We start from the raw sequence: 26,984 nt of genomic DNA, 5'->3' as shown, positions 1-26,984 counted from the left end.
CATTTACGCACCGTCAGAACGTCAGCACCGCCCGGGCGACACCGCCCGTGTGGGTGGCCTCGGCCGCGGCCTCGAACTCCGTGACGGGGTAGGTGCGGGTGACGAGCTCGTCGAGCAGGAGCCGGCCGGAGGCGTACAGCTGGGCGTAGCGGGCGATGTCGCGCTGGGGGCGCGAGGAGCCGTAGCGGCAGCCCAGGATGGACTTGTCCAGGAACAGCTCCGCCGGGCGGAAGGACGCCTCCGCGTCGGCCGCGGGCATACCCAGCAGGACGGCCTGGCCGTGCCGGTCCAGCATGTCGATGGCCTGGCGGGTCAGTCTGGTCGGGCCGACGCACTCGAAGGCGTGGTCCACGCCGTTCGGGATCAGCTCCTTGACCGCGGCGACCGTGTCGTCGACCGCGCGGGCGTCGACGAAGTCCGTCGCGCCGAAGGTGCGGGCGATGGCCTCCTTGTCGGCGACGGCGTCGATCGCGACGATCCGCGAGGCGCCCGCGATCCGCGCGCCCTGGATGACGTTGAGGCCGATGCCGCCGCAGCCGATGACGGCGACGGTGTCGCCGGTCTCCACCCGCGCGCGGTTGAGGACCGCGCCGACGCCGGTCAGCACACCGCAGCCGATCAGGGCGGCGGAGGTGAACGGGATCGCCGGGTCGATCGGCACGACCTGGACGGCCTTGACCACGGTCCGCTCCGCGAAGACGGAGGTGGAGGCGAAGTTGAAGAGCTCCTGCCCGCTGCCGTCCCGGGTGAACGGCTTGGTCGGCATGCCGATCGCCTTGCGGCACATGGTCGGCCGCCCCAGCGCACACTCGCGGCAGGTGCCGCAGTTGGCCAGCGTCGAGAGCGCGACGTGGTCGCCCGGCTTGACGTGGCCGACGCCGGCGCCGACCGCCTCGACGGTGCCGGCGCCCTCGTGACCGAGCACCACCGGGACGGGGAAGGGGATGGTCCCGTCGATGACGGACAGGTCGCTGTGGCACAGGCCCGCCGCGGCGATCCGCACCAGTACCTCGCCCGGCCCGGCCTCGCGGACCGTCAGGTCGTCGACCACCTGGGGGGACTTGCCGTCGAAGATGACGCCTTTCATTCCCGAACCCTCCTATGACTGCCAGACGATGGCCTGCTGCTCGCTGTAGGCGTGCAGGCCGAAGGAGCCGCCGTCGCGGCCGACGCCGCTCTGCTTGAAGCCGCCGAAGGGCGTCTCCGGGTGGCGTTGCGCGGTGTTGATGCCGACGTTGCCACTGCGCAGGCGGGCGGCGAGCGCGTAGGCGCGGGCGGTGTCGTCGGTGAAGACGTAGTCGTAGAGCCCGTAGTCGGTGGAGTCGGCGATGGCGAGCGCCTCCGCCTCGTCCTCGAAGGGGATCACCACGACGACCGGCCCGAAGACCTCCTCGCGCGCGATCGTCATCCGCGGCGTCACGTCGGCGAGCAGGGTGGGCGCCACGAAGAAGCCGGTGGCGGGGAGTTCGGGGGTGTCCGCGGTGTGCTCCTTGCGGGTGCCGCCGAGGACCAGCCGCGCGCCCTCGGCGAGCGCCCCGGCGATGTAGCCCTCGACGCGATCGCGGTGCGCGGCGGAGATCAGGGGGCCGACGACGGTGGTCAGGAGCAGCGGGTCCCCGACGGGCAGCCGGGCGGCGAACCGGGCCAGGCCGGCGACGACCTCGTCGTAGCGGGAGCGGTGCACCAACGCGCGGGTGGGCGCGGTGCAGATCTGACCGGAGTGGAAGGCCCAGGTGGAGCCGATGGCCATGACGGCCTTGGCGACGTCGGCGTCCTCCAGCACGATCGCCGCGCCCTTGCCGCCGAGCTCCAGCAGCAGCCGCTTCATCGTCGCGCCGCCGCCGGTGGCGATGCGGCGGCCGACGGTCGTCGAGCCGGTGAAGCTGATCATGTCGACGTCCGGCGAGGCGACGAGCGCGGCGCCGGCGGCCGCGCCGGAGTCGGTGATCACGTTGAACAGCCCGGCGGGCGCACCGGCCTCGACGAAGATCTCACCCAGTTTGAGGCAGGCCAGCGGGTCCTGCGGGGCGGGCTTGGCGACGACGGTATTGCCCATCGCGAGCGCCGGGGCGAGCTTTCCGGCCAGGTTGACGATGGGGAAGTTGTACGAGGTGATGCAGCCGACGACGCCCACGGGCCGGCGCGCGGCGGCGGCGTTGGTGAGGCCGCCGGCGGCGAGCGGGGTGGCCGCGACGGGGTGCGCGGGGAACGACTCGACGGTGGGCTCGAGCGCCCCGCGCGCGTATCGGCGGAACCGGTCCGCGACGACGGGCAGCTGCATGGTGGAGGCGACCCGGATGGTGGCGCCGGTCTCGGCCTGGAGCAGCGGGACGAACTCGTCCGCGCGAGCGAGAACGAGATCGGCGATCCGGTCCAGCAGCGCCGCCCGCTTCGTGGGCGGGGTCGCCGCCCACTCCCCCTGCGCGGAGCGCGCGGCGGCGACGGCGTCGGCGACATCGGCGGCCGACGCCTCGGGGGCGTGTCCGACGAGGCCTTCGGTGCCGGGGTTGATGACGGGGTAGGTGCCGGCGCCGCCCTCGCGCCACTGGTTGTCGATGAAGAGGCGGTGCGGTGTTGCGTCAGTCATGACCTGAAGCCCTCACTCGGAGATCGGCTGGCGGGGCAAGCTGAGAACGCGCTCGGCGATGATGTTGCGCTGGATCTGGTCGCTGCCGCCGTAGATGGTGTCCGCGCGGGAGAAGAGCAGCGTGTGCTGGGCGGGGGTCAGCGGGTAGGCGTCCGGCGTGTGCGCCGCGCCGGTCACGAACGCGCCGGGGAGGCCCTGCACGTGGAGCGCCAGCTCCCCCAGCCGCTGGTGCCAGTTGCCCCAGACCAGCTTGGCCACCGCAGCCGTCCCCGGCTCGGCCTGACCCAGGGTCCGCAGCGCGTTCGCGCGCATCACCCAGAGCTCGGCCCACTGGCGCGTGAGCGCCTCCCGCAGCACGGGGTCGCGGTCCGCACCGGAGTTGGCCGCCGCGCGCAGCACGGCGTCGAGTTCGCGCTGGTAGCCGATCTGACGGCCCAGCATGCCTGCGCCGCGTTCGAAGGAGAGCAGGGTCATCGCGACCCGCCAGCCCTCGCCGACCGCGCCGAGGACGTCGACCGCCCGCGCCCGGTCGAAGAAGACCTCGCTGAACTCGCTGACGCCGTCGAGCTGCCGGATCGGGCGCACCTCGATCCGGCCGGGCTCCTGGTCCATCGGCAGCAGCAGCAGGCTGAGCCCGGCGTGGCGCTTCGAGCCGGGCTCGGTGCGGGCCAGCACGAAGCACCAGTCGGCCCACTGGGACAGCGACGTCCAGGTCTTCTGCCCGCTGACCAGCCAACCGGCCCCGTCCGGCGCCCGTTCGGCGGTGGTGCGCACGCTCGCGAGGTCGGAGCCGGCCTCGGGTTCGCTGTAGCCCTGACACCAGATGACGGTGCCGTCGGCGATGCCGGGCAGGTAGCGCTCGCACTGGGCGGGGGTGCCGTGCAGCCGCAGGGTCGGCGCGAGCAGTTGCTCGCCGACGATGCCGAGCGGGTCGGGGGCCCCCGCCCGCGCGTACTCCTCGAACCAGACGACCTGCCGGGTCAGGCTGTCCTCGGGCCATCCGAGGCCGATCCAGCCGCCGGCGCCGAGCTCGCGCTCCCAGGCGCGGCGCCGGTCGGCGTCCTCGGGCGCCTTGACGCCGCGCAGGTCGGCGAAGGCGCCGCCGGGGCCGAGCCGTTCCGCGAGCCACTGCCGTGCGCGGGTGCGGAACTCCTCGTCCGCCGCGTCGAAGGCGAAGTCCATCGCTCTCACCAGCCTCTAGGCATTGGGACGTTCCTTGGCGGCGGCCGCCTTGGCCATGGCCTGCAGCTGCTGCAGCATCGGCATCGGGTCCACCCCGACCGTGCCGGGCAGGAAGTCGGCGATCCGCTCCGGGGTCCAGGAGCCCGACTCGGCGTACATGGCCCGCAGTTCGCGCGGCTGGGCCCAGACGGCGATCTTCGGTCCGGCCACGGTGTAGACCTGCCCGGTGATTTCGCGCGCGGTGTCGGAGAGCAGGTAGACCACGAGCGCGGCCACGTCCTCCGGTTCGCCGATCTCCTTGAGCTCCATCGGGACTCCTGCCGACATGCGGGTACGAGCCACCGGGGCCACGCAGTTGGCGGTGACGCCGTACTTGTGCAGGCCCAGTGCGGCGCTGCGGACCAAGGAGATGACGCCGCCCTTGGCCGCGCTGTAGTTGGCCTGGCTGACCGAGCCCTGGTGGTTGCCGCTGGTGAAGCCGACCAGCGTGCCGCCGCCCTGCTGGCGCATCAGCGCGGAGGCGGCGCGGAAGAGGGTGAAGGTGCCCTTGAGGTGGGTGGCGATGACCGGGTCCCACTCCTCCTCGGACATGTTGAAGAGCATCCGCTCACGCAGGATGCCGGCCACGCAGACCACGCCGTCGAGCCGGCCGAAGGCCTCGACGGCCGTGCGGACGACGCGCTCGCCCCCCGCCATCGTGGCGATGTCGTCGGCGACGGCCGCGGCCTCGCCGCCGGCCGCCTCGATCTCCTTGACGACCTCGTCCGCGACCTCGCTGGTCGGCGCGGAGCCGTCGATGCCGACGCCGTAGTCGTTGACCACGACCTTGGCTCCCTCGGCGGCACAGGCGAGCGCCACCGCACGCCCGATGCCGCGTCCGGCGCCGGTCACCGCGACCACCTTGCCGCGCAGGAACTCAGCCACGCCGTACCCCTCCTCAAGAATCTGACGGACCGTTAGATTCTTGCCGATGGGAAGTCCCAGGGGAAGAGGAGGCGAGGACCGTGCCCGCACCGGCCGAGTTCGACGAGTTCCGTGACATCGCCAAACGCGTCAACAACTGGGGGCGTTGGGGTGCCGAGGACGAGATCGGCACGCTCAACCTGATCACCCCGGACGTGGTCCGCGAGGCGGCCGGCTGCGTGCGCACCGGCAAACGCTTCGACCTCGCGCTCCCGCTGCGGCAGCAGGGCGTGCAGACCGGCATGATCCCGGGCCGGGTCAACCCACTGCACACCATGGTGGCGCTCAACTTCGAGATGTTCGGGCCGGGCGCCATCGCCACCAGCGACGACGTGGCCACGCTCGGCCTGCAGGCGGCCACCCACTGGGACGGCCTCGGGCACGTCAGTCACGGCGGACGGATCTACAACAACCGGCCCGCGGACAGCATCAACGCCCAAGACGGCGCCACGCGTTCGGGCATCGAGAAGGCCGGGGCACTGGTCACCCGCGGCGTACTGCTCGACATCGCGCGCCTGCACGGCGTGAGCCGGCTGCCGGGCGACCACGTCGTCACCCCCGAGGACCTGGACGCGGCCGAGGCGCAGGCCGGCACGACCGTCCGAGGCGGTGACGTGGTGCTGATCCGCACCGGGCAGATGCAGTTCTACCTGGGCGGGGACCGCGACGCCTACGCCTTCCCCTCCCCCGGCCTCGGCCTGCGCTGCCCGGAGTGGTTCCACGCGCGGGACGTGGCGGCGGTCGCCAACGACACGCTGACCTTCGAGATCTTCCCGCCGGAGGTGGACGGCCTCTACCTGCCCGTCCACGCGTTGGACCTGGTGGAGATGGGCATGATGCAGGGCCAGAACTGGAACCTGGAGGCCCTGGCGGCGGACTGCGCCGCCGACGGCGTCCACGCGTTCCTGCTGGCCGCGACGCCCGAGCCGTTCGTCGGCGGCGTGGGCGCGCCGGTGGCGCCGGTCGCGGTCAAGTAGCCGGAAGCGGGGCGCCGAGGGGCGGCCGGAACGTCGGATGGCGGGACGCCGTGCGCGGATGACTCCACGCGTCACGGCGTCCCGCCACCAGCCCCCGACCCCGCGGCCGGAGGTGCCCCCGTCGGCGCTTCTGCCCTGAACACGCGCCGACGCGATTCGCACTCGCCAAGGAAGCAGACAGCGTGAAGGCCGGGCGCGCCTTGGCGTCCCCTCGCAACGAATCGCTGGACCCAAGCGTGATCAGGCGGACACGTCACGTCAATGGCTTGTCCGGAATTCGGATTGGTTGCGTAACGTTTGAGCCTTCATCCGTTCGTGGTCCGAGCGCGCGTCAGACTCCGGCGCGGAGCTCGGCGTAGCGGCGGCCCATCTCCTGCTGGTGCGCCTCGTCGGGGTGCAGGCCGTCCGGCAGCGCACCGTGCGCGGCGTCCGTCGCGGAGCAGAGCTCACGGCCGTCGAACCAGGTCAGCGCAGTGTCACCGCGCCTGCGGAGCAGCTCGACGGCGCCGTGCAGCTGGTCCCGCAGGGCACCGAGCGTCAGATCGCCGAAGGCGGGCGACATTCCGTCCGCCAGTTCGGACTCACGGCTGCCACCGAACACGGGACCGAGTACCGTGATCGGAACCAGGGGCTGCCGGGAGCGAATTTCAGCCAATAGGCCGTGTACGGCGGGCAGGAAAGTGCGTTCCCGTAGCGCGGCCGAGTTGTAGACGTTGATACCGAGTTCGAGCGTTATGAATTCGGCGGGGCGTTTTGCCAGCATTCGCCCGACGAGCGGGTCCAGCAGACAGGCGCCGCCATAGCCCAGGTTGGTGAGGTTGCGCCCCAACAGGCGGGCGGCGGTGGCCGGCCAGGTGCGGCTCGGGGTGGTCCGGTAGCCGTGGCTGATGCTGCTGCCGTAGACGGTCCAGCGGGGGCGCTCATCGGGCAGCGGCCGCAGCGCCGCGCCGTCCAGTGCCCGCACACCGCGCAGCCGGACGGCCGGGCAGATCGGCAGCGCGATCTCGACGTCCTTCTCCCCCGGCGGCAGGCCGCCGAAGACGACGCCCGCGACGCCGAGCGCCGTCGACCGCACCGGCTCGCCGTCCACGGCGAGGTCGCAGCGCGCCTCGAACACCGGCCCGCCCTGCAGTCGCACGGACTCGGCGTCCAGCAGCAGCCGCGTGGACGCGGTGCGCAGCCGCAGGCGCACGCCGCTCGGGCACATGGCGGGCAGCACGAGCTCGCGGTGGTGGAGCTCCAGATCGGCGACCGGCAGTCGCCAGGGCATGAACCAGGACCGGTCCTGGGCCCATTCGAGGTCGATCGCGCCCTCCACTGCACGGGCCGTGGCCGCGGCGTCCCAAGCGGAGAGGGGCGAAACGTTCATGCTGCATCCCTTCCCGGCCGTGAAGACGATCAACCGCAGGGTCGTCGCCCTCGCCTCAGGGGCGCGACGCCGCCACGGCCACCGGCTCCTCGGGGAGGAGTTCGCACCAGACGCGCTTGCCGCTGCCGTCCGGGCACCAGCCCCAGCGGTCCGTCAGGACGCTGACCAGCTCCAGGCCGCGGCCGCCCGTCGCCTCGTCCGGCGCGACGCGCTGCGCGGGCGGCGCCTCGCTGGCGTCGGAGACCTCGACCCGCACCGGACGGCGCTCCGCGTCCTGGCCGACGGGGAAGACCAGCCGCAGCACCGCCGGCGAGCCCGCGTGCACCACCGCGTTGGTGACCAGCTCGGACACGACCAGCACCAACGTGTCCGCGAGGGAGTCGTCGAGGGCGATGCCACAGCCGGTGAGCCGGCTGCGCGCCCAGTGACGGGCCCGACCCACCTCGGCCGGGTCGGCCTGGACCGCCGTCTGGACCTGTAGCTCCTGTGCCTGCACCTGCACCTGTCACACCACCCGTGCTTGCGGGATCAGCCGGGCCGGACCACCGCGCGAGCCGCGTACCGGCGCGTATACGGACCAGGATGATCCGCCGCGACCGCCAGGAGCATGGTCTTCGGGCATATTCCAGCCGAGGGGGCACCCAGGGGTGCATACTGCCCCGGCCGCTCTGTCCCCGGCGACCGAGGGGTCCACGACCTCTCCGATCCCGCGGGCGGACTGCTTGCTGCGCACCCCCGTGAGCGTAACCGAACCGCACCGCGACACCCGGAATCCGCGAGGCGTCGCGACAAAAACACCCTTACGACACCAGTGCTACAGGCGCGTCGCCAGCGACTCCAGGCACCGCTCGCGGTCCGCGCCGGCCTGCTCCCACGCCCAGGCGCGCTTGAGCAGCCGGTGCACCCGCGCCTCCCAGGTGAACCCCATGCCGCCGTGAACCTGCAGGCAGTCGCGGGCACCGTGCACGGCCGCGTCGTCGGCGAGCAGCTTGGCGCCGGCGATCTCCACCTCGTCGCCCGAGACGGCGGCGGCGTAGACGGCGACCCGGGCGAGCTCGGCGCGGGCCAGCATGTCCGCGCAGAGATGCTGCACGGCCTGGAACGCCCCGATCGGTTGTCCGAACTGTTCGCGCGTGCGCGCGTACGCCACCGCCTCGGCCACCGTGCGGGAGGCGAGGCCGACCTGCAGCGCGGCCGTGAGCAGCGTCGCGTCGGCGGCGACGCGCCGCGTCTCGGGTGTGCGCTCGCCGGGCGGCGGCGTGCCGTCGAGTCGCCACAGCGGCCGGTCCGGGTCGACGGCCGCCGCGGGCGCGGCGTCCACCGCGGCCGCGGGGAGCACGGCGAGGGAGTCGTCCGGGTGGAGCAGCAGGACGTGGTCGAGCGTCGGCAGTTCCGGCACCAGGACGGGCCCGCGTGCGGGCACCCGCACCACCTCGGCCCGGCCGTCCAGCCCGAGCACGGCCGCCGCGACCTCCGTCCCGACCAGCGGGCCGGCCAGCACGGCCCGACCCGCCTCCTCGAACGCGAGCACCGCCTCCGGCAGACCGAGCCCCAACCCGCCCTCCGGCTCCGGCACCCGGAGTTGGAAGAGCCCGACCTCGGTCAGCTCCTGCCATGAGGGTTGACGATCCGTCACTACCTGGCGCAGCGCCCGCTGCAGGCTGTGCTGATCCTCTGTCAGTCGGAACTCCATCCGTCAACGCCCCCTCGGCAGACCCAGGATGCGCTGGGCGACGATGTTGCGCTGGATCTGGGAGGTGCCGGCGGCGATGGTGTAGGAGAGTCCCTGCAGTCGCTGCGCGCTCCAGGCTCCTTCGAGCAGCGCCTCGCCGCCGACGACCCGGGCCGCGACGTCGTAGAGCCGCTGCCGCGCCTCACTGAACCGCAGCTTGAAGACACTGCCGCCCGCCCCCGGGACGCCGTTCGCGGCCGCCTCGGAGACGTTCCACTGGACGAGCCGCCAGAGCGCGGCGAACTCCGCGGCGAGCGTCGCGAGTTCGCGACGCAGTTCGAGGTCCTCCCAGGCGCCGTTCGCGCGGGCGACGCGGGCCAGCTCGCGTACCTCGCGTTGGCAGGCGACCGTCTCCGAGGCGAAGGCGGTGCCGCGCTCGAAGGAGAGGGTCACCATGGTGACCCGCCACCCGTCGTTCTCCGCGCCGAGCCGGTTGGCGACGGGGATCCGCACCTCGTCCAGGAACAGCTCGGCGAACTCGGTCGTCCCGGCCAGGGTCTTGAGCGGCCGCACGGTCACGCCGGGCGCGTCCATGGGCATGGCCAGCCAGGTGATCCCACGGTGCTTCGGCGCGTCCGGGTCGGTGCGGACCAACAGCTCGCACCAGTCGGCGACTTCGGCGTGCGAGGTCCAGATCTTGCTACCGGTGACGACGTACGCGTCCCCGTCCCGTACGGCGCGGGTCCGCAGAGCAGCCAGGTCGCTGCCGGCGCCGGGCTCGCTGAAGCCCTGACACCAGATCTCCTCCCCCCGCAGCACGGGCGGCAGGAATCGGGCCCGCTGCTCCGGGGTCCCCTCGGTGGCGATGGTGGGCCCGGCGTGCAGCAGGCCGACGAAGTTGGCGCCCACGTAGGGAGCGCCGGCGAGCTCGGTCTCCTCCAGGAAGATCAGGTGTTCCGAGGGTGTCGCCCCGCGGCCGCCGGCATCGACGGGCCAGTGGATCCCGGCGTACCCGGCGTCGAACAGCCGCCGCTGCCAGGCCGTGTCGAAGGCGCGGCGCCCGGGCCAGTCGGAGGGATCCGGCGCGGCCGGCAGCTCCGGCAGGGTCTTGCCGAGCCACTCGCGCAGCCGCCTCCGGAAGTCGGCTTCCTCGGTTGTGTCGCTGAGCTGCACCGATGGCACTCTCCTTAGCCATTGAGGGGCGCGGGGACCTGCGTTCCCCGCGCCCCTGAGGTCAGTGCGACTTCAGGTGCCGGTCGAGATCCAGCTCCAGCATGCGGATGGCGTTCCCGCGCATGATCTTGTAGACGACGTCCGCAGGCAGCCCTTTCACATGGTCCAACGCCACTGCCTTCGTCTCCGGCCAGGTGGAATCCACGTGCGGGTAGTCCGTCTCGAAGGTCACGTTGTCGACCCCGACCGTGTCCAGCGAGGCGACCCCGTGCTTGTCACGGAAGAAACAGGCGTAGATCTGCCGGTAGTAGTACGTGGAGGGCGGCTCGGGGATCAGGTCCCGCACCCCGCCCCAGGCGCGGTGCTCGCGCCAGACGTCGTCCGCGCGCTCCAGGGCGTACGGGATCCAGCCCATCTGGCCCTCGCTGTACGCGAGCTTCAGCCGCGGGAAGCGCACCAGCACACCGCTGAAGAGGAAGTCGGTCATCGACGCCATCGCGTTGTTGAAGCTCAGCGTCGCCTGTACCGCGGGGGGCGCGTCCGGGGAGGCGGCGGGCATCTGCGAGGAGGAGCCGATGTGCATGCAGACGACCGTTCCGGTCGCCTCGCAGGCGGCGAAGAACGGGTCCCAGTAGCCGGTGTGGATGCTGGGCAGGCCCAGGTACGTCGGGATCTCGCTGAAGCAGACCGCCCGCACGCCACGTGCGGCGTTGCGCTGGATCTCCGCGACCGCCAACTCCACGTCCCACAGCGGGATCAGGCAGAGCGGGATGAGCCGGCCGCCGCTATCGCCGCACCACTCGTCGACCATCCAGTCGTTGTAGGCGCGGACGCAGGCCAGTGCGACCTCCTTGTCGCGCGCCTCGGCGAAGGTCTGGCCGCAGAAGCGGGGGAAGGTCGGGAAGCACAGGGACGCCTCGACGTGGTTGTTCTCCATGTCCTCGAGGCGGGCCTTGGGGTCCCAGCAGCCTCGGCGCATCTCGTCGCGGGTGATGCCCTCCAGCGTCATCTCGTCGCGGTCGAAGCCGACCGCGGCGATGTTGCGCTTGTACGGGAACTGCAGGTCCTCGTAGATCCACCAGTCGGTCGGCGGGCCGTCGGGATCCATGGAGATGCGGTACTTGCCCCCGATGTACTCCAGTTGGCCGATGCCCGCGCGCAGCGCCTTGGGGCCGCGGTCGCGGTACTTGGCCGGGAGCCAGGTCTCGAAGAGGTGCGCCGGCTCGATCACGTGGTCGTCGACGCTCACCACCATGGGCAGTTCGGCAGAGCTTTCCATCCAGGGCTCCCTCTCCACGACCCTTTACCTGACGGTCCGTCAGATTCAGACTAGTGACGGACCCCTGAAGCGGCAAGCGAGCGAGGACCGAATGGCTGTCTCACTCATCGATCTGCTCGACCCGGCCCACACCGCCGTGGTCACCTGCGAGTGCCAGCGGAGCGTGCTCGGCGAGGACGCGGTCTTCCCGGCGCTCGCGGAGGCCGCGGCCAAGGCGGGGCTGGTCGAGAACGTGGCCCGGCTCTGCGACGCGGCACGCGACGTCGGCGTGCCCGTCGTGCACTGCACCGCCGAGCGGCGCGCCGACGGACGCGGTGCGAACCGCAACGCCCGTCTCTTCGCGGCCGCGGCGCGGGCCGCCACCCCGTTCGACCCGGCCCTGCACCCGGGCCTCGGCGCGGATCCGGAGCGCGACTTCGTGCTGCCCCGGCTGCACGGCCTCGGGCCGTTCCAGGACACCGGCCTCGGCTCGCTGCTGCACAACCTGGGCGCGACCACGCTCGTCGTCACCGGGGTCTCGCTCAACGTGGCGCTGCTGGAGCTGACCCTCGGCGCGGTCGACGCGGGCCTGCAGGCGGTGATCCCCGTCGACGCCGTCGCCGGAACCCCGCCCGAGTACGCGGAGGCGGTCCTCACCCACACCCTCGCGCTCGTGGCGACCCTCAGCAGCACACAGGACGTCATCGGCGCACTGAAGACCCCCGGGAGAGAAGCGTGACCATCACCGACGTGGGAAGTCTGTGGGAGTTGCTGGAGCGGCGCGTCGCGGCGACGCCCGACGCGCCCATGCTCGTCCAGGCCGGGGACGGTCCCGGCGAGCCGGACCGCCGGCTCAGCTACCGGGAGGTGCGCGACCGCGCCGAGCGGATCGCGGCCGGGCTGCGCGCCGCGTACGGGATCGAGGCCGGGACACCGGTGGCCTGGCAGCTGCCGACCCGGGTCGAGACGGTACTGGTCTCCCTCGCCCTGTCGCGGCTCGGCGCGGTGCAGACGCCGATCATCGCGATCTACCGGGGCGCCGAGGTCGGGCACATCCTGGACGAGTCCCAGGCCCGGCTCTACCTGGTGCCCGGCGTCTGGCGCGGCTTCGACTACGTGAAGATGGCCGAGGAGCTGACCCGCGGCTGGGCCGAGCCGCCCACCGTCCGGGTGCTGTACACCGACGCCGACCTGCCCGACGGCGAACCGGCCACGCTGCCGCTCCCGCCCCGCGCCGATCTGGACGACGAGCACGTGCCGGTGCGCTGGGTCTACTACACCTCCGGGATCACTTCCGCGCCCAAGGGCGCCCGGCACACCGACCGGACCCTGATCGCGGGCGGCAGCGGCTTCGCGCTCGCGCTGGACATGAGCCCGCGGGACGTCGGATCGATCGCCTTCCCCTACGCCCACATCGGCGGCCCGGACTACCTGGTCGCGATGCTGGTGCACGGCTTCCCGGCGCTGCTGGTGGAGATCTTCGCGCTGCCGGACGTGCTGCCGGACTACCGGCGCAACGGCGTCACCATGGCCGGCGGCAGCACCGCCTTCTACTCCGCCTTCCTCGCCGAGCAGCGCAAGCTGCCGCCCGGCGAGCGGGTCGTCCCCACCCTGCGCATCCTCTCCGGCGGCGGCGCCCCGATGCCGCCGGAGCTGTACCGGGAGGTGACCGAGGAGATGGGCGTCGTGCTGGCCCACGGCTACGGCATGACCGAGGCCCCGGCCATCTGTATGGGCTCACCGCGCGACACCCCCGAGCAGCTCGCCCACACCGAGGGCCACCCCGTGCGCGGCTGCGAGGTGCGGGTGGTCGACGGGGAGGTGTGGCTGCGCGGTCCGATGATCTGTCGCGGGTACACCGACGCCGCGCTCACCGCCGAGGCGTTCACCCCCGACGGCTGGTTCCGTACCGGTGATCTCGGCCACGTCCGCCCCGACGGGCACGTCCGGCTGACCGGGCGGCTCAAGGACATCATCATCCGCAAGGGCGAGAACATCTCCGCCAAGGAGATCGAGGACCTGCTCTACCAGGACCCGCGCGTCGGCGACGTCGCCGTGATCGGCCTGCCCGACCCGGTCCGCGGCGAGCGCGTCTGCGCCGTGGTGGAGCGCAGGCCGGGCGTGGAGCCGCCCACGCTGGCGCAGTTGGCGGAGCGGCTGCGGGCGGCCGGGCTCATGACCCAGAAGATCCCCGAGCAGTTGGAGGTCGTGGACGCGTTGCCACGCAACGAGACCCTGCGCAAGGTGCTGAAGCACCGCCTGCGGGACATGTTCGCGACCCTGCCCTGGCAGGAGCGCGGGTAGCGCCGGGGCAGCCCTTAGGGGGCTCCCCCGCCGTTCGGATGTTCGGACTTCATCCGTTGGTATGAAGAGGTTATTCGGCTGGTCGGTAGGCTCGATGGTGCTGGTCTATTCCACCCGTTAGTCGCACCCGGAGACGGGGGAGTTTCCTGAAGGGGCGGCGATGAGTCTCACCGGTACACCTTTCTTCGTGCTGACCGTCATGGTGATGATCGGTGCGCTGACGGCCTTGTTCGTGTTCTGGAACCGAATACCCGGACCAAGACCGGCCAGAATGGGCGGTCGCCTGGGCCTGGCCGTGTTCAGCCAGCTCACGGCCGTGATCGCGGTGCTGGTCTATGTGAACAACAGCATGGGTCCGTTCTACGAGAGCTGGAGCGACCTCTTCGGCGGCAGCAGCGCCCCGCCCGTCACCACCTCCGTCGCCGGCGGCGGCCACGGCCACGACGCCCCGCCGCGCGACGGGAAGCTGAGCTTCACCGAGTACGGCCCCGGCGTGATGAAGGCGCACACCGTCGGCGCGCGCTCCGGCATCGACGGCAGCCTCTACGTCTGGCTGCCCCCGCAGTACCACGATCCGGCCTACGCCCAGACCGCCTTCCCGGTCGTCGAGCTGCTCCCCGGCACGCCGGGCACGCCGCAGGCGTGGTTCGGCACGATGCGGGTGCAGGAGCAGATGCAGAAGCTGATGGCCGCGGGCAAGGTCAAGCCGATGATCATGGTCTCGGCGAAGCTGAACACCCTGGGCGGCAACACCGACGCCGGCTGCGCCGACATCCCCGGCGCGGCGAAGACGGCGACCTGGCTCGCCAAGGACGTGCCCGATCTGGTCCGCGCGAACTTCCGCGCGGCGAAGGACCCTTCCGGGTGGGGCATCATGGGCTACTCGGCCGGCGCGTACTGCGCGGTCAACCTGACGGTCCAGCACCCCGAGAGCTTCCGCGCGGCGGTCAGCCTCTCCGGCTACAACACCCCTGAGTCCCCGCTGGTGACCCGCGACCCCGCGCTGGCGCGCGCCAACAACCCCTACCTCCAGCTGAAGCTGGCCGGCCAGCAGCCGCCGGTCTCCTTCCTGATGGCCGGCAGCCTCCAGGACCAGGGCACGGTGCCGGCCGCACGCGCCCTGCTGGGGGTGCTGAAGCACCCGGGCGACAGCCGCCTCCTGACCGTCCAGTCGGGCGGCCACACCCCCGACGTCTGGCGCGGCATGCTCCCGGACGCGCTCACCTGGCTCTCGGCCAGGACGGCCAGCCAAGGTGTCAGCAGTTAGTTGAAACGACCTGGGGGCGCGGGGAACTGCGCGGGCTGACGAGTGGCAACTACCTCACGGGAAAGACGCTGCGCACGACCCGTTCCGCGGCGTGGCCGTCGTCCCAGGGGCAGAACTTGGCGCGGAAGTCCGCGCGGAGCTTCGCGGTGGCGTTGGTGTCGGCCGCGCCGCCGGGGGCGAGGAGCGCGGCGAGTTCGTCGTCCGTGCGGGCGACCGCGCCCGGAGGCTCGGCCATGAGGTCGAAGTAGACGCCACGGATGCGCTGGTAGTCGTCCCAGTCGGGGGCGAAGACGACGATGGGGCGGTCCAGGACCGCGTAGTCGAACATCGACGAGGAGTAGTCCGTCACCAGGATGTCCGCCGCGAGGTAGAGGTCCTCGACGACGGGGTGGCCGGAGACGTCGATGACGCCCGCGTCATCCGGCAGGCCGGCGTCGCCGTAGAAGTAGTGGGCGCGCATCAGGACCGTCGTCGTCGGACCGAGGGCGCGGGCCAGGGCCACCACGTCCAGCGCGGGGACGAAGGAGTCGTGCTGCTCGCGGTGGGTGGGGGTGTAGAGGACGACGCGGTTGCCGGCCGGGACGCCGAGGCGGTCCCGGATCGCGGTGACCTCCTTCGGGTCCGGGTCGGCCAGGCGGTCGTTGCGCGGGTAGCCGGCCTCCAGGACCTCGTAGGAGCCGGGGTAGGCGCGCTGGAAGGACTCGGTGGAGTGCGGGTTGGGCGAGACGAGGTAGTCCCAGCGGGCCACGTGCTCCAGCAGGCGGTCGAAGTCCATGCCGTCGGCGGCCAGCGGACGGTCGCGCAGGTCGAGGCCCAAGTACTTGAGCGGGGTGCCGTGCTGGGTCTGCACGTGCACGGAGCCGGCCCGCTTGGTCATCGTGTGCGGGAAGTTGACGTTGTTGACCAGGTACTTGGCGGTCGCCATCAGCTTCAGGTAGCGCGGGGTGTTGGCGAGCACGTACGGCACGCCGTCCGGCAACGCGGCGGCCTGGGCCGGGGTGTTGACCACCCAGACGCCCTTGACCTGGGGGGCGAGTTCGCGCATCCGCTCGTAGATCGCGGCGGGGTTGCAGCTGTAACCCCGGTACCAGTAGGCCGCGTAGACGGCGAGGTTCTCGTCGATCGGCAGGCGCCGGTACGTCTCGTAGAGGCCGCGGCGGCCCGCGCCGCGGACCGCGCGCTTGACCGTGCCGGGGAGCGTGCGCGGCAGCGCGCGCAGCGGGCGCAGGCGCTGGTACGCGCCCCACGCGCCGCGCTCGACGAGGCGGTACTGCACGCCGCGGAGGCCCTTGGGGAAGGTGTGGCCCGCCGGGCGGTGGCGGCGGAAGTGCTCGGTGGTGCGGCGGAAGAAGTCCTCGCGGAGCTCGTCGGGGACCAGACCCGGGGTGTCCAGGATGGTGACCGCCTGCTTGACCGTACGGTCGAAGACGAGCCGGCACAGGCTCGGGCCGATCTCGGGGCGACGGTCCAGGAACGCGAAGATCGCGTCGTACTGCGCGAAGGCGTCCGCATGCTTGGGCGAGGCGGTGTTGGTGATCGCCCCGGCCCGCTGGCGGCGGTAGAAGTAGAGGTCCCGGTCCAGATAGCTGAGCGAACGGGCGGCGAGCAGCAGCGGGTAGGTGACCGAGATGTCCTCGTAGTAGCCGACACCGAAGTGGACGTCGAGCGAGGCGAGGTACTCGCGGCGGATGACCTTGTTCCAGACGGACATGATCATCTGCAGCAGCCCGGGGCGCTCCGCGAGTGTGAAGGTCGGCGGCAGCGGGGGCTCGACCAGCAGTCGGCGCCAGGTGTCCGGCTCGGTCCCGCCGTCCGGGTAGACCCGGGCGAAGCCGGTGATCAGCACGTCCGGCCGGATCTCCGCGAGCCGCGCGGCGACCTCGTCGACCGCGCCGTCGGCCAGCCAGTCGTCGCTGTCGACGAACCAGACGTACTCGCCGGTGGCCTGCTCCAGGCCCGCCTCGCGGGCGCCACCGAGGCCGCGGTTGGCGGCGAGGTGCGTGACCTTCAGCCGCGGGTCGCGGGCGGCGTAGGCGTCGAGGATCTCCCCACTGCGGTCCGGCGAGCAGTCGTCGACCGCGATGACCTGCAGGCCCGGCAGCTCGGCCGCCAGGATCGAGTCGAGGCAGCGCGGCAGGTAGTCGGCGACCCCGTAGACGGGCAGCACGATACTGAGGGAGACGGGCTGGGTCACGGCGGTGCAGCTCCAGGTCGCGCGAGTGGGCTCGGTTCCAGACTCTACTGGGATCCGCCGCCGCGACCTCAGTCCCTACTGGGGGCGGTGCTCGCCCCGGGTCTGCTCCACCACCGTGAACAGGCGGTGCACGCCCAGCGCCGCGAAGACGCGGTGCACCTGGGAGGGGATCTGGCCGGGCTCCGGCTCGGTGCGCGGCAGCACCAGCCGCAGCTCGCCGCCGCAGGACCGCAGCAACCGGCGCGCGCCGATCAGCACGCCGACCCCGGACGAGTCACAGAAGCGCACGTCGGCGAGGTCCACCACGACCCGCCGCGAGCCGGTGGCGACCGCCTCCCGCACGGCCTCGCGGACTCTGCCGCCGGTCCCGAGATCGAGATCACCGTGCACCCGCAGCAGCAACCAGCCGTCGTTCTCCTCGCGCTCCACGCGCAGTGTTGTCGTCACGGTGCCACGATTCTCCAGCATGTTCATGATGTTGTTTCAGGTTAGCGGTGTCGTGTTCGGGTTCTGACACTCCGTGCCATCGTGCCTGGCATTCAGTTTCCTCAAACCTCCGGACGACACGCACGGGTCAGCGCTAGATTTCGTGTGAGGGTTCCTTGAGGATTCCTTGGCTTTGTCTTGTTGGTCGCGATTTGTCGGAACTCGCGAACTCCCTGGGGCGGGACGGTGGTGCCGATGTCGAGTCCCGCGCCGATCCGGTGGGACCGGCAGATCCAGCGACGGCTGGCGCGCGGCGAGGAGTCCGCACTGGGCGAGCTGTACGACCAGTTCGCCCCGCTGGTCCACGGCCTGGCCACCCGCGTCCTGGGCGACCAGGCCGCCGCCGAGGAGATCACCCAGGACGTCTTCGCCCACGTCTGGGAGCACCCCGAGAGTTTCGACCCCGAGCAGGGCTCGATGCGCTCCTGGATCGGCACGTTGACCCACCGCCGCGCCGTCGAGCGCCTGCGGCGCGAGGCCTCGGCCGGCACGGGCGCTGACGCGGCCGGCTACGACGGCGCACCGCTGGAGCCGCCCAGCGTCGAGGAGGAGGTGCTGGCCGCGGCGACCGCCGCGCGCGTGCAGTACGTCGTCTCCTCGCTGCCGCAGGCTCTCCGGGAGACCCTGCTGCTCACCTACTTCGGCGGCCGCACCTACCGGCAGGCGGCCAAGGAGCTGGGGATAGCGCCGGACACGGCCAAGCACCGGATGCGGCTCGGCCTGCAGTTGCTGGCCACCGCGCTGTCCACGGAGCCGGTCCGGTGAGCGCGGGCACCGAGGTGGGACTCGGCCCGGACCTCCACGAGAAGCTGCGCGCGCTGCTGGGCGCGTGGGCGCTGGACGCCTGCACCGCGGACGAGGCCGCGCCCCTGGAGACGCACCTGGCCACGTGTCCCGCCTGCCGCGAGGAGGGCCGGCAACTGCGCGACGCCGCGGGCTGGCTCTCCTCCGACGAGCCGCTCGACCCCGAGCCCAGCTTGCGCCGCCAGGTCCTCGACGGCTGCCTGGACCGGCGCGAGCCGGCGTTCCGCGTCCCCGCGTACGCCGAGCCCTTCGTCGCCGAGACCGCCCGGCTGGACGCGCTGCTGCGGGATCTCGGCGAGCTCGACTGGATGGAGCCGGCCACGCTGCGCTGGCACGCCGGCAGCGAGCAGCGCCGTCCCGCGGACGTGCTGTGCCACCTGGCCGCGGTCGACGGCGTCCTGGCCCGCGCGCTCGGTCTGCCCGACCCCACGGAGGGCACCGACCTCGCCGAACGCGACGCCCGGCTCTGCGCGACGCAGGCGGGCCGCGCGCCCGGCTCGGTGCGTGCCTTCTGGCGCGCGCAGACCCGCACCATGGTCGAGACGGCGGCGCTCGCCGCGCCCGGCCTGGCGGAACGATTCGTCGACTACGGAGCGTTCAGGCTGCCGCTCGCCGACTCCTTCCTGGACCGCGCCTTCGAGTGCTGGATCCACGCCGAGGACATCGCCGAGGCGGTGGGCTACCCCTACAACCCGCCGCGCGGCGCGCACATCCGCTCGCTGATCGGCCTGGCCGTCCGCCTCCTCCCCTACGCCTTCGCGGGCGAGCCGGGGGCGGACCGCGTGATCCAACTCATCGTCGAGGGCCGCGGCGAGGGCACCTGGCTCATCCCCGTGGACTCCCCGGGCACCGTCCCGCCACCGGACACCGAGCCGACGGCCACGGTGGCGATCGACGGCGTCGAGTTCTGCCACCTGTGCGCGGGACGGCGCGATCCCCACCGCATCCCGGCCGGCATCACCGGCGACCGGGAACTGGCCCGAGCCGCCCTCGCCGCGGCGCCCCTGCTCTCCCGGCCCTAGGCCGGCCGCTCACGCCCCCGCAGGGCCGAGCGGCCCGCGTAGCGCGCGGAGTCGCCCAACTCCTCCTCGATCCGGATCAGTTGGTTGTACTTTGCGGTGCGGTCGGAGCGGGAGAGCGAGCCGGTCTTGAGCTGACCGCAGCCGGTCGCCACCGCCAGATCCGCGATGGTCGTGTCCTCTGTCTCGCCCGAGCGGTGCGACATGACGGCGGTCCAGCCCGCCCGGTGGGCCGTGGCCACCGCGGTCAGTGCCTCGGTCAGGGTTCCGATCTGATTGACCTTGACCAGGACCGAGTTGCCGACGCCGGTGCGGATGCCCTCGCGCAGCAGCGTCTCGTTGGTGCAGAACACGTCGTCACCGGTGAGCTGACAGCGGTCTCCGACGCGGGCGGTCAACTCGCGCCAGCCGTCCAGGTCGTTCTCCGCCATCGGATCCTCGATCGAGACGACCGGGTAGGCGTCGATCAGCCTGGCCAGGTAGTCGGCCTGCTCGGACGGGGTGCGACGCACTCCCTCGCCCGCGTAGTCGTACACCCCGTCGCGGAAGAACTCCGACGACGCCGGGTCCATGACCAGGCCGATGTCCGTGCCGGGACGGTAGCCGGTGCGCTCGATGGCGGTCATCACGAAGTCGAGCGCCTCCTCGGCGGTGCGCAGCGCGGGCGCGAAGCCGCCCTCGTCGCCGACGCCCGTGGAGTGTCCGGCGGCCAGCAGGTCGCGGCGCAGCGTGTGGAAGACCTCGCTGCCCATGCGGACGGCTTCGGTGAAGGTGTCCGCGCCGACGGGCGCGATCATGAATTCCTGGAAGTCCAGCGGATTGTCGGCGTGGGCACCGCCGTTGACGATGTTCATCATCGGCAGAGGCAGGAGGCGCGCGTCGGCGCCGCCGAGGTAGCGGTAGAGCGGCTGACGGCAGGCCGCCGCGGCGGCCTTGGCGGCGGCCAGGGAGACGCCGAGAATCGCGTTGGCGCCGAGCCGGGACTTCGTGGCGGTGCCGTCGAGGGCGACCAGCGCGGCGTCGAGACCTGCCTGGTCCGCCGCGTCCCGGCCGCGCACCGCCGCCGCGATCTCCCCGTTGACGTGGGCCACCGCGCGGTCCACACCCCTGCCGTGCCAGCGCGCGGGATCCCCGTCGCGCAGCTCCACGGCTTCCCGGGCGCCGGTCGAGGCGCCGGAGGGGACGGCCGCGCGTCCCGGCGATCCGTCTGCCAGGACGACGTCGACCTCAACGGTGGGATTGCCTCGGCTGTCGATGATCCGGCGGGCGATGACGGTGTCGATCACGTGTGCGGGCATGGCAAAACCATACAGCAATGCTGTCCAGTTTGGCTGTACAGTTTTGCTGTACAGCATTGCTGTGCAGGTCAGGCGCGCAGAGTTGCCCGGCAACTGGGTAAGGTGCCCTATGCCCACCCCTGAAGCCGCCGCTGTCGCCGCCGAACTGCGCACCGCGATGGGCAAGCTCACCCGACGCGTCAAGGACGAGGACCGCATCCCGCTGGGGCAGGCGGCCGTGCTCGGCGCACTGGACCGCAATGGCGCCATGACCACCAGCGACCTTGCCGCCGATCAGCGCGTACGCCCGCAGTCGATGGCCCGGGCGGTGGGGCTGCTCATGGAACAGAACCTGATCACGCGGCGAGCCCACCCCACGGACGGCCGCAAGTCCCTGGTCGAGCTGTCGGACGCGGGCAGGACGGCGCTCGAGGCGGAGCGCGGCCGCAGGGCCGGTTGGCTGGCGCAGGCCATCGAGTCCGAACTCACGGACGAGGAGCGGGCACTGCTGGCACGGAGTACCGCCCTGCTGGAGCGCCTCGCCTCGCGCTAGCGCCGGGGCAGGTCGCGTCAGGCGAAGACGACGGTGCGGGAGCCGTTGAGGAGGACGCGGTGCTCCGCGTGCCACTTCACGGCACGCGCCAGCGCCTGGCACTCGACGTCGCGACCGAGGGCGACCAGCTTCTGGGGGGTGACGTCGTGGCCGACGCGGACGACTTCCTGCTCGATGATCGGGCCCTCGTCCAGCGCCGCGGTCACGTAGTGGGCCGTCGCACCGATCAGCTTGACGCCGCGGGCGTGGGCCTGGTGGTAGGGCTTGGCGCCCTTGAAGCTCGGTAGGAAGCTGTGGTGGATGTTGATCGCCCGCCCGGCCAGGGCCTTGCAGAGGTCGTCCGACAGCACCTGCATGTAGCGGGCGAGGACGACGAGGTCCACCTGCTCCTCGTCGACGATGCGCAGCAGCGTCGCCTCCGCCTCGGGCTTGGTGTCGGCCGTCACCGGGACGTAGTGGAACGGGACACCGTAGGAGCCGACCAGTTCCTCGAAGTCGCGGTGGTTGGAGACGACGCCCGCGATCTCCACCGGCAGCGCGCCGCTGCGCGCGCGGAACAGCAGGTCGTTCAGGCAGTGGCCGAACTTGCTGACCAGCAGCAGCACCCGCATCCGCTCCTCGCCGGAGCTGATCCGCCAGTCCATCTGGAACGCGTCCCCGGTCGCGGAGAAGCTCGCCCGCAGCTTCTCCAGGGTGACCGGCGGCTCGGCCGAGAAGTGGACACGCATGAAGAAGAGGCCGCTGTCCGGGTCTCCGAACTGCTGGCTGTCCACGATGTTGCAACCCGTGATGAACAGGTAGCTGGACACGGCGTGGACGATGCCCTGCTTGTCGGGGCAGGAGAGGGTCAGGATGTACTGCTCGGCCATGCGGAAACTCTGCCACAAACCGCCACCGACCCGGCCCGCCGTCTCACCCTCCGGCGGTGCGCGTGAGAATCGAGAGCATCGCCAGTGAGCGGGGCGCCGTCTCCGGGTCCTCGCCGTCGTTGAGGGCCAGGCGGGTGTGGGCCTCGCGGCAGGCGCGGATCGCCTCCGGCCAGGCGTGATGGTGGAAGTACGCGTCGGCGGGCGCGTCGGGGCCGACCTGGTGCATGATCCGCAGAACCCGCAGCACCGCGGTGTCGACCGCGGTGGCCTCCGCGGAGTCGCGGAAGATCGAGCCGACGTACTTCTCGGCGGACCAGCGGTCCAGCCAGGTGTCCTCGACGAGGCGGTAGACGGCGTCGGTGACGTCGCCGTAGCCCTCGCGGCCGGCCGCCCAGCAGTCCTGCTGGAAGCGCGGGTCGCCGAGCATGTGCAGCGCGGAACGGACCCGGGCCCGCCAGCGCCACCAGGGAAGGTCAGTGAGCGGCATGCCGCCCATCCTCCTGGAGCGGGTGCCGGTTCGAGAAGTCCTTGACGTTTCGTGCTCCGCCTGCATGGGTCACGATCCTACGTTCTACACGCGTCCTCACATCGTGTTCACCTTCATGTGGCCGTCCGTTCGCCCGGTGTCCCCTGGACTGTCCCGAATCGGGGCGAGGGTGAACTTCCGTACGTATTCCAGTGTGCGGGGAGGGCACGGTTCAGATGAGGTCCAAGGGGGCTGATAGCGCCGGACGATTGCGGCGCGCGAGTGCGGCCATGGCCGCGACGGCACTGCTCGGTGGGGGTGTGACCGCGTGCGGGGGCGACGCGAGCGCCGACCCGGCCTCACCGGTGACGGTGATGACCTGGGCGCCGATGAACGGCAAGGCGGGCTCGGAGCCCGGCATGCCCGCGATGGCACAGGCCATCGCGCGCTACTTCAACGACAACGGCGGCATCGCGGGCCACTCCGTGCGGGTGATCACCTGCAACGAGGGCAACAGCTCGGAGGGCGCGATCGCGTGCGCCAACCAGGCGACCGCGGCCAAGGCGGTGGCCGTCGTCGGCTCGTCCAGCCAGTTCGGCGACCAGTTCATGCCGCTGCTGGAGAGCGCCGGAATCTCCTACATCGGCGGATCGGGCGCCTCGGCGGCCGAGTTCAGCTCTCCCTACTCCTACCCCGTCAACGGCGGCTACCAGACTCTGCTGGTCGGCAACGGCGAGCAGCTCGCCGCGGCGGGCTGCCACCGGGTCGCCATCGTGCGGCCGGACACGGCCGTCGGCGACTCGATGTACACCTTCCTCAACAACGGTCTCGCGCTGTACCACATGTCCGCGATCGACGTGAAGGCGACCGAGGGCCGCACCAACTACCAGCAGGAGGTGAAGCTCGCGGTCGGCTCCGACCGTCCCCGCGACTGCGTCACCAGCGCGCTGGACGCGGCCTCGACGGAGACCTTCTTCGACAGCTGGCGCCAGTACGCGCCCACCAACGCGCACCTCTCGGCGCTGATCGGCAGTTTCCAGCAGTCGCTGGTCGACACCACCGGTGGCGCCGACGGCCCGCTGGAGGGCGCGATCGCGACCGGCTGGTACCCGCCGGACGGCAGCCCGGTCTGGAACGAGATGCACGCGGTGATCAAGAAGTACGCGTTCACCAACAACAGCATCAACCCGTCGGACCCCGGGGTGGAGACCACCTGGATCGCCTACGAGGTCTTCAAGAAGGTCACCGAGGTGCTCCGGGGCCACCCCCTCACCGCGCAGAGCGTGCACGCCGCCTTCGACGCCACCGGTCCGGTCAGTACGAGCGGCGCGACGCCGCCGCTGGCCTGGCAGGCCGGCAACCTGATCAGCCTCGCGGCGACCCCGCGGACCGTCAACACGGACGTGTCGTTCCAGCAGGTCGTCAACGGCCAGCTGACCGAGGCGCACAACGGCCTCGTCGACGTGGGCCCCGCGCTGGTCCGCTGACAGCCCGACGGCCCGGGGTGCGGTGTTCCGCGCCCCGGGCCGCGTCGTGTCTCAGAGCCGGTCCGACGTCTTGGTCGGCAGACCGTTGGCGGAGGCGATCGTGTTCCAGAGCGCCGCGGCCTCCCGCTTGGCCTGGGTGGCCGTGCCGCTCACGTTGTCGCCCGCGGCCTTCTCGCCGCCCGCCTTGGGGTGGTGCTTCTTCTGGCACGGGCCCGCCGACTCCGCGGCCCAGGACGCGTAGTGGGAGTCGGCCTGCTGGGACGCCTGCCAGCCGGTGGTGAGATCGGCCACCAGCTGCTTGCCCGAGGGCAGCGCGCTGACCGGGAGCTGCCCGAGCTGCGTGACCAGGTCGCCGCGCGCCTGAGCCGCGTTGGTGAGCGCCTGCTGGGCCGCCGGGAGCGCCTGGCAGGCCGCGATGTCGGCCACCGCGTTGATCACCGCGGAACGGTTGCTGGACGCGGTCTCCAACAGCTGGCTCAGCTTCTGCGCCTGCGCGAGCTGCGCCCCCTTGTCGTTCGGCCCCGGGCCGGCGGAGGCGCCGTGCTTCGTGCCCGCGCTCTTGTCGGCGCTGGCGCTGGCCGACGAGTTGCCGGAGCCCAGCAGCGCGCCCAGACCGATGCCGAGCACCGCGCAGCCGACGACGACCGCGATGGCCAGGGTCCGCATCGAGGGACGGTTGCGGTGCGGGTCCTCGTCGTAGTCGTCGTACTGCTCGTAGCCGCCCTGGTCGTAACCCTGGTCGTAGCCGCCCTGGTCGTACGCGGGGCGGCCGTAGTCGGGCTGGGCCTGCTGCTGCGGGAAGGCCTGGTACGGCTGCGTCGGCGCGGTGTAGCCGGGCTGCCCGCCGTACGGCTGGGCCTGGGGCGCGGCCGGCATCGGCGGCAGGTACTGGGTCGACGCGCCCTGGGCGTCCGGCTCGGCGAGTGGGGCACCGTACGCCGCCGTCGGCCCACCGTCCGCCGGACGGAACAGGTCGTCCGGGGTGAGCTCGTCGGGGTTGGGACGACGATGGTTCACGCGCTCTTCCTTAGCTGTGGACGGCGCTGGCGCCGCGCATGGCCGCGCTCACGACCCGGCACACGCTACCCGTTCACACCGACGGGTGACCATCCTGGGGACCGGGTCGCCGCCGCCCCCAGGGCCTGAACTGCGACGCCTCAGGCGGCCGCCTCGGCCATGGCCCGGGCCTGGAACTCCTGTACCGAGCGCTGGTTGCGATAGGGCTCCAGCATCCGGCGGAAGTCGTCCAGGTACTCGGCACCGCGCGCCGAACGCAGCCCGGCCATCAGCTCCATGGCCCGCGCCCCGGTGTCGCAGGCCTCGTCCACCTCGCGCAACTGCAGCTGGGCGATGGCGAGCAGGACCAGATCGACCGCGCGGCGGCGCACCCGCGACTCCGGGTGGCCGCGCAGCGCCTCCTGCGCCTGCCGGGCGCTCTGCCGCGGCTGCTCCAAGTCGCGGTGGCAGTGCGCGAGTTCGTCGGCGAGGTAGGCGTGGTCGAAGTGGCCGATCCAGTCCGGGTCCTCCTCCGGGCGGCTGTGCTCCAGCTGCTCGAAGGCCAGCCCGGCCACCGCCTCGCAGCTGCGGCTGTCGCCCAGCAGCGCGTGGCCGCGGGCCTCGGCGGCGTAGAACATGGCCATCGCCGTCGGGGTGGCCTGGCCTCGGGCGCCCTCCTGGGCGGCGCGGGCCAGCTGCGCGATCTCGCGCGGGTTGCCCAGCGCGGCGGCGAGGTGGCTCATCGAGGACGCCAGCACGTACCCGCCGTAGGCGCGGTCCCCGGCCGCCTGGGCCAGGCGCAGCGCCTGGATGTAGTAGCGCTGGGCCAGCCCGGGCTGCCCGGTGTCGATCGCCATGTAGCCGGCCAGCTCGGTGAGCCGGGCCACGGCGCCGAAGAGCTTGCGGCCGGTCTCCTCCTTGTACGCGCCCGCGAGCAGACCGGAGACCACGGAGTTCAGGTAGTGCACCACCACGGGGCGGACGTGGCCGCTGCCGAAGCGGTGGTCGAGGTCGACCAGCATCTGCGTGGTGGCCTGCACCGCCTCGACGTCGGCCAGGCCGACGCGCGGCCCGCCGGTCCGGGCGACCGAGAGGTCGGGGCCGGTGATCAGCCAGTCGCGGCTCGGCTCGACCAGCGCAGCCGCGGCGACGGACGCGCCGCTGAGGAAGTCCCGGCGGCCGACGTCGCTGCGCCAGAGCTCGCTCACCTGCTCGACGGCGCCGGAGAGCGTCGCGGCGAACTGGAGGCCCACGCCGGAGGAGTGGCTCTTGCCGTCGGACATGCCGATCTCGTCGACCGAGACGGAGCGGCCCAGCTTCCGTCCGATCGCCTCGGCGATCACGGCCGGGGCCTGCCCGCGCGGCTGCTGGCCGCGCAGCCAGCGGGCGACCGAGGTCTTGTCGTAACGCAGGTCCAGTGCGTGCTCGGCCCCGCAGAGATTGACCCGGCGGGCGAGGCCGGCGTTGGAGCAGCCGGCCTCCTGGATCAGGGCCTGGAGCCGTTCGTTGGGCTGTCGTGCGACGAGCGGTCTGGCGGCCATGGACGTCACTGCCTCCTCTGGAGAGTCGGAGGTCGCAGGACAGGAGCATTCCCCTGATGCGTTCCGGTGATGCGTCACGAGGTGTCAAGAGCGGTCAATGGCTGGGAAATAGCGACATTGGGCCGACTGGTGACAGCGTAGCGGTGCATCAGGGGCACACCTACCCGCTCACCCCGGGTGCACCCCCCGTGCGCCCCCTGGCGTGCAACCGCGCGCCCCACTCAGCGCGTCCTGATGGGCCGACTTTTGCCGATCACCCGTAACCCCTGGTCCACCGCCGAGTTGTGCAGCACGTGGAAGACACCCTGGGAGCCACCGAGCAGGACGGCCGCGCGGACGCCACGCCGGGCGCACGCGATCTCCTGCTGCAGGCGGCGGTGACGTACGCGGAGGACCGGCACTGGGAGGTCTCCCCCGGTGCCTGGCTGCTGGAGGACGACGGCCCCCCGCGCTGCTCCTGCGGCGACCTCGGCTGCCCCATGCCGGGCGCGCACCCCGCCACCCGCGACTGGCAGCGCCGCGCCTCCTCCGGCCCCGGCC

At 72.1% G+C, this 26,984-nt stretch carries 24 protein-coding genes and 1 pseudogene; 9 read left to right on the top strand and 16 right to left on the bottom strand.

Annotation, left to right across the window (positions count from 1 at the left end):
- Positions 1-13: 13 nt before the first annotated feature.
- Genes DN069_RS29165 through DN069_RS29150 form a run of 4 tightly spaced genes read right to left on the bottom strand, consistent with a single transcriptional unit; the run spans position 14 to position 4,693 of the window.
- The gene (locus tag DN069_RS29165; protein WP_111505992.1) at positions 14-1,087 is read right to left on the bottom strand and encodes a Zn-dependent alcohol dehydrogenase; all 1,074 of its coding nucleotides are present in this window, start codon (positions 1,085-1,087) and stop codon (positions 14-16) included.
- A 12-nt stretch (positions 1,088-1,099) separates the two neighbouring features.
- Positions 1,100-2,587 carry an aldehyde dehydrogenase family protein gene (locus DN069_RS29160; protein ID WP_111505990.1) on the bottom strand — a complete coding sequence of 496 codons (1,488 nt, stop codon included), beginning with the start codon at positions 2,585-2,587 and terminating at the stop codon, positions 1,100-1,102.
- A gap of 12 nt (positions 2,588-2,599) precedes the next feature.
- Complete coding sequence (locus DN069_RS29155) at positions 2,600-3,769, bottom strand: acyl-CoA dehydrogenase family protein (protein WP_111505988.1); 1,170 nt, start codon at positions 3,767-3,769, stop codon at positions 2,600-2,602.
- A gap of 15 nt (positions 3,770-3,784) precedes the next feature.
- Positions 3,785-4,693, bottom strand: coding sequence for an SDR family oxidoreductase (locus DN069_RS29150; protein WP_111505986.1), 909 nt, complete (start codon positions 4,691-4,693; stop codon positions 3,785-3,787).
- Positions 4,694-4,773: 80 nt separating this feature from the next.
- On the opposite strand from DN069_RS29150, the gene DN069_RS29145 reads away from it, so the two are divergent.
- On the top strand, positions 4,774-5,709 hold the full coding sequence (locus DN069_RS29145) for a cyclase family protein (RefSeq protein ID WP_111505984.1): 936 nt from the start codon (positions 4,774-4,776) through the stop codon (positions 5,707-5,709).
- A 331-nt stretch (positions 5,710-6,040) separates the two neighbouring features.
- On the opposite strand, the gene DN069_RS29140 is transcribed toward DN069_RS29145, so the two are convergent.
- The 5 genes from DN069_RS29140 to DN069_RS29120 form a co-directional block, all read right to left on the bottom strand.
- Entirely contained in the window at positions 6,041-7,078 is a 1,038-nt protein-coding gene (locus tag DN069_RS29140) for a GDSL-type esterase/lipase family protein (RefSeq protein WP_133260075.1), read from the bottom strand.
- Positions 7,079-7,133: 55 nt separating this feature from the next.
- Complete coding sequence (locus DN069_RS29135) at positions 7,134-7,580, bottom strand: ATP-binding protein (protein ID WP_243639870.1); 447 nt, start codon at positions 7,578-7,580, stop codon at positions 7,134-7,136.
- 312 nt (positions 7,581-7,892) lie between these two features.
- Complete coding sequence (locus DN069_RS42470; protein ID WP_111505980.1) at positions 7,893-8,771, bottom strand: acyl-CoA dehydrogenase family protein; 879 nt, start codon at positions 8,769-8,771, stop codon at positions 7,893-7,895.
- A 3-nt stretch (positions 8,772-8,774) separates the two neighbouring features.
- On the bottom strand, positions 8,775-9,923 hold the full coding sequence (locus tag DN069_RS29125; protein ID WP_111505978.1) for an acyl-CoA dehydrogenase family protein: 1,149 nt from the start codon (positions 9,921-9,923) through the stop codon (positions 8,775-8,777).
- 61 nt (positions 9,924-9,984) lie between these two features.
- Positions 9,985-11,202, bottom strand: a complete 1,218-nt coding sequence (locus DN069_RS29120) for an amidohydrolase family protein (protein ID WP_111505976.1) — start codon at positions 11,200-11,202, stop codon at positions 9,985-9,987.
- Positions 11,203-11,293: 91 nt separating this feature from the next.
- Here DN069_RS29120 and DN069_RS29115 point away from each other — a divergent pair, with 91 nt between their 5' ends.
- The 3 genes from DN069_RS29115 (at position 11,294) to DN069_RS29105 (ending at position 14,752) form a co-directional block, all read left to right on the top strand.
- A complete protein-coding gene (locus DN069_RS29115) occupies positions 11,294-11,920 on the top strand; it encodes an isochorismatase family protein (protein ID WP_111505974.1) in 627 nt (208 codons plus the stop codon).
- Complete coding sequence (locus DN069_RS29110) at positions 11,917-13,485, top strand: class I adenylate-forming enzyme family protein (protein ID WP_243639868.1); 1,569 nt, start codon at positions 11,917-11,919, stop codon at positions 13,483-13,485. The genes DN069_RS29115 and DN069_RS29110 overlap by 4 nt, the downstream gene beginning before the upstream one ends.
- A gap of 160 nt (positions 13,486-13,645) precedes the next feature.
- Complete coding sequence (locus tag DN069_RS29105) at positions 13,646-14,752, top strand: alpha/beta hydrolase (RefSeq protein ID WP_111505972.1); 1,107 nt, start codon at positions 13,646-13,648, stop codon at positions 14,750-14,752.
- A gap of 49 nt (positions 14,753-14,801) precedes the next feature.
- On the opposite strand, the gene DN069_RS29100 is transcribed toward DN069_RS29105, so the two are convergent.
- Together DN069_RS29100 and DN069_RS29095 are read right to left on the bottom strand one after the other, a co-directional pair.
- Positions 14,802-16,946, bottom strand: a complete 2,145-nt coding sequence (locus DN069_RS29100) for a bifunctional glycosyltransferase/CDP-glycerol:glycerophosphate glycerophosphotransferase (protein WP_111505970.1) — start codon at positions 16,944-16,946, stop codon at positions 14,802-14,804.
- A gap of 75 nt (positions 16,947-17,021) precedes the next feature.
- Positions 17,022-17,414 carry an STAS domain-containing protein gene (locus DN069_RS29095; protein WP_111506011.1) on the bottom strand — a complete coding sequence of 131 codons (393 nt, stop codon included), beginning with the start codon at positions 17,412-17,414 and terminating at the stop codon, positions 17,022-17,024.
- 213 nt (positions 17,415-17,627) lie between these two features.
- On the opposite strand from DN069_RS29095, the gene DN069_RS29090 reads away from it, so the two are divergent.
- On the top strand, positions 17,628-18,197 hold the full coding sequence (locus tag DN069_RS29090) for a sigma-70 family RNA polymerase sigma factor (protein ID WP_111505968.1): 570 nt from the start codon (positions 17,628-17,630) through the stop codon (positions 18,195-18,197).
- Positions 18,194-19,258 carry a maleylpyruvate isomerase family mycothiol-dependent enzyme gene (locus DN069_RS29085; RefSeq protein WP_111505966.1) on the top strand — a complete coding sequence of 355 codons (1,065 nt, stop codon included), beginning with the start codon at positions 18,194-18,196 and terminating at the stop codon, positions 19,256-19,258. The genes DN069_RS29090 and DN069_RS29085 overlap by 4 nt, the downstream gene beginning before the upstream one ends.
- Here DN069_RS29085 and eno read toward each other — a convergent pair.
- A complete protein-coding gene (gene eno, locus DN069_RS29080; protein ID WP_111505964.1) occupies positions 19,255-20,553 on the bottom strand; it encodes a phosphopyruvate hydratase in 1,299 nt (432 codons plus the stop codon). The genes DN069_RS29085 and eno overlap by 4 nt on opposite strands.
- 109 nt (positions 20,554-20,662) lie before the next feature.
- Between eno and DN069_RS29075 the strand changes: the two genes are divergently transcribed.
- Complete coding sequence (locus DN069_RS29075; RefSeq protein ID WP_111505962.1) at positions 20,663-21,085, top strand: MarR family winged helix-turn-helix transcriptional regulator; 423 nt, start codon at positions 20,663-20,665, stop codon at positions 21,083-21,085.
- Positions 21,086-21,102: 17 nt separating this feature from the next.
- Here DN069_RS29075 and purU read toward each other — a convergent pair whose 3' ends face one another.
- Complete coding sequence (gene purU, locus DN069_RS29070; protein ID WP_111505960.1) at positions 21,103-21,954, bottom strand: formyltetrahydrofolate deformylase; 852 nt, start codon at positions 21,952-21,954, stop codon at positions 21,103-21,105.
- 43 nt (positions 21,955-21,997) lie between these two features.
- The gene (locus tag DN069_RS29065; RefSeq protein WP_165845694.1) at positions 21,998-22,450 is read right to left on the bottom strand and encodes an SCO4402 family protein; all 453 of its coding nucleotides are present in this window, start codon (positions 22,448-22,450) and stop codon (positions 21,998-22,000) included.
- 260 nt (positions 22,451-22,710) lie between these two features.
- Here DN069_RS29065 and DN069_RS29060 point away from each other — a divergent pair, with 260 nt between their 5' ends.
- Complete coding sequence (locus DN069_RS29060; protein WP_243639866.1) at positions 22,711-23,907, top strand: ABC transporter substrate-binding protein; 1,197 nt, start codon at positions 22,711-22,713, stop codon at positions 23,905-23,907.
- Between the two features lie 51 nt (positions 23,908-23,958).
- Here DN069_RS29060 and DN069_RS29055 read toward each other — a convergent pair whose 3' ends face one another.
- The gene (locus DN069_RS29055) at positions 23,959-24,924 is read right to left on the bottom strand and encodes a hypothetical protein (protein WP_111505956.1); all 966 of its coding nucleotides are present in this window, start codon (positions 24,922-24,924) and stop codon (positions 23,959-23,961) included.
- A gap of 140 nt (positions 24,925-25,064) precedes the next feature.
- Positions 25,065-26,444, bottom strand: coding sequence for an NsdA family TPR-like regulatory protein (locus DN069_RS29050; RefSeq protein ID WP_111505954.1), 1,380 nt, complete (start codon positions 26,442-26,444; stop codon positions 25,065-25,067).
- Positions 26,445-26,737: 293 nt separating this feature from the next.
- On the opposite strand from DN069_RS29050, the pseudogene DN069_RS40405 reads away from it, so the two are divergent.
- Positions 26,738-26,984: pseudogene (locus DN069_RS40405) on the top strand (bifunctional DNA primase/polymerase); the annotation flags it as partial.

The sequence above is a fragment of the Streptacidiphilus pinicola genome (genome assembly GCF_003258295.1).
Lineage (GTDB): Bacteria > Actinomycetota > Actinomycetes > Streptomycetales > Streptomycetaceae > Streptacidiphilus > Streptacidiphilus pinicola.
The sequence above is the reverse complement of the archived record's forward strand: the minus strand, read 5'-3'. Positions and strand labels throughout refer to the sequence as shown.

Bases quoted from the DNA above. Each gene is read 5' to 3' on its own strand.
- DN069_RS29165 (WP_111505992.1), bottom strand. From the start codon at position 1,087: ATGAAAGGCGTCATCTTCGACGGCAAGTCCCCCCAGGTGGTCGACGAC.
- DN069_RS29140 (WP_133260075.1), bottom strand. From the start codon at position 7,078: ATGAACGTTTCGCCCCTCTCCGCTTGGGACGCCGCGGCCACGGCCCGT.
- DN069_RS29065 (WP_165845694.1), bottom strand. From the start codon at position 22,450: ATGGGCGGCATGCCGCTCACTGACCTTCCCTGGTGGCGCTGGCGGGCC.
- purU (WP_111505960.1), bottom strand. From the start codon at position 21,954: ATGGCCGAGCAGTACATCCTGACCCTCTCCTGCCCCGACAAGCAGGGC.
- DN069_RS29155 (WP_111505988.1), bottom strand. From the start codon at position 3,769: ATGGACTTCGCCTTCGACGCGGCGGACGAGGAGTTCCGCACCCGCGCA.
- DN069_RS29075 (WP_111505962.1), top strand. From the start codon at position 20,663: ATGCCCACCCCTGAAGCCGCCGCTGTCGCCGCCGAACTGCGCACCGCG.
- DN069_RS29120 (WP_111505976.1), bottom strand. From the start codon at position 11,202: ATGGAAAGCTCTGCCGAACTGCCCATGGTGGTGAGCGTCGACGACCAC.
- DN069_RS29105 (WP_111505972.1), top strand. From the start codon at position 13,646: ATGAGTCTCACCGGTACACCTTTCTTCGTGCTGACCGTCATGGTGATG.
- DN069_RS29115 (WP_111505974.1), top strand. From the start codon at position 11,294: ATGGCTGTCTCACTCATCGATCTGCTCGACCCGGCCCACACCGCCGTG.
- eno (WP_111505964.1), bottom strand. From the start codon at position 20,553: ATGCCCGCACACGTGATCGACACCGTCATCGCCCGCCGGATCATCGAC.
- DN069_RS42470 (WP_111505980.1), bottom strand. From the start codon at position 8,771: ATGGAGTTCCGACTGACAGAGGATCAGCACAGCCTGCAGCGGGCGCTG.
- DN069_RS29050 (WP_111505954.1), bottom strand. From the start codon at position 26,444: ATGGCCGCCAGACCGCTCGTCGCACGACAGCCCAACGAACGGCTCCAG.
- DN069_RS29160 (WP_111505990.1), bottom strand. From the start codon at position 2,587: ATGACTGACGCAACACCGCACCGCCTCTTCATCGACAACCAGTGGCGC.
- DN069_RS29090 (WP_111505968.1), top strand. From the start codon at position 17,628: ATGTCGAGTCCCGCGCCGATCCGGTGGGACCGGCAGATCCAGCGACGG.
- DN069_RS29060 (WP_243639866.1), top strand. From the start codon at position 22,711: ATGGCCGCGACGGCACTGCTCGGTGGGGGTGTGACCGCGTGCGGGGGC.
- DN069_RS29095 (WP_111506011.1), bottom strand. From the start codon at position 17,414: ATGCTGGAGAATCGTGGCACCGTGACGACAACACTGCGCGTGGAGCGC.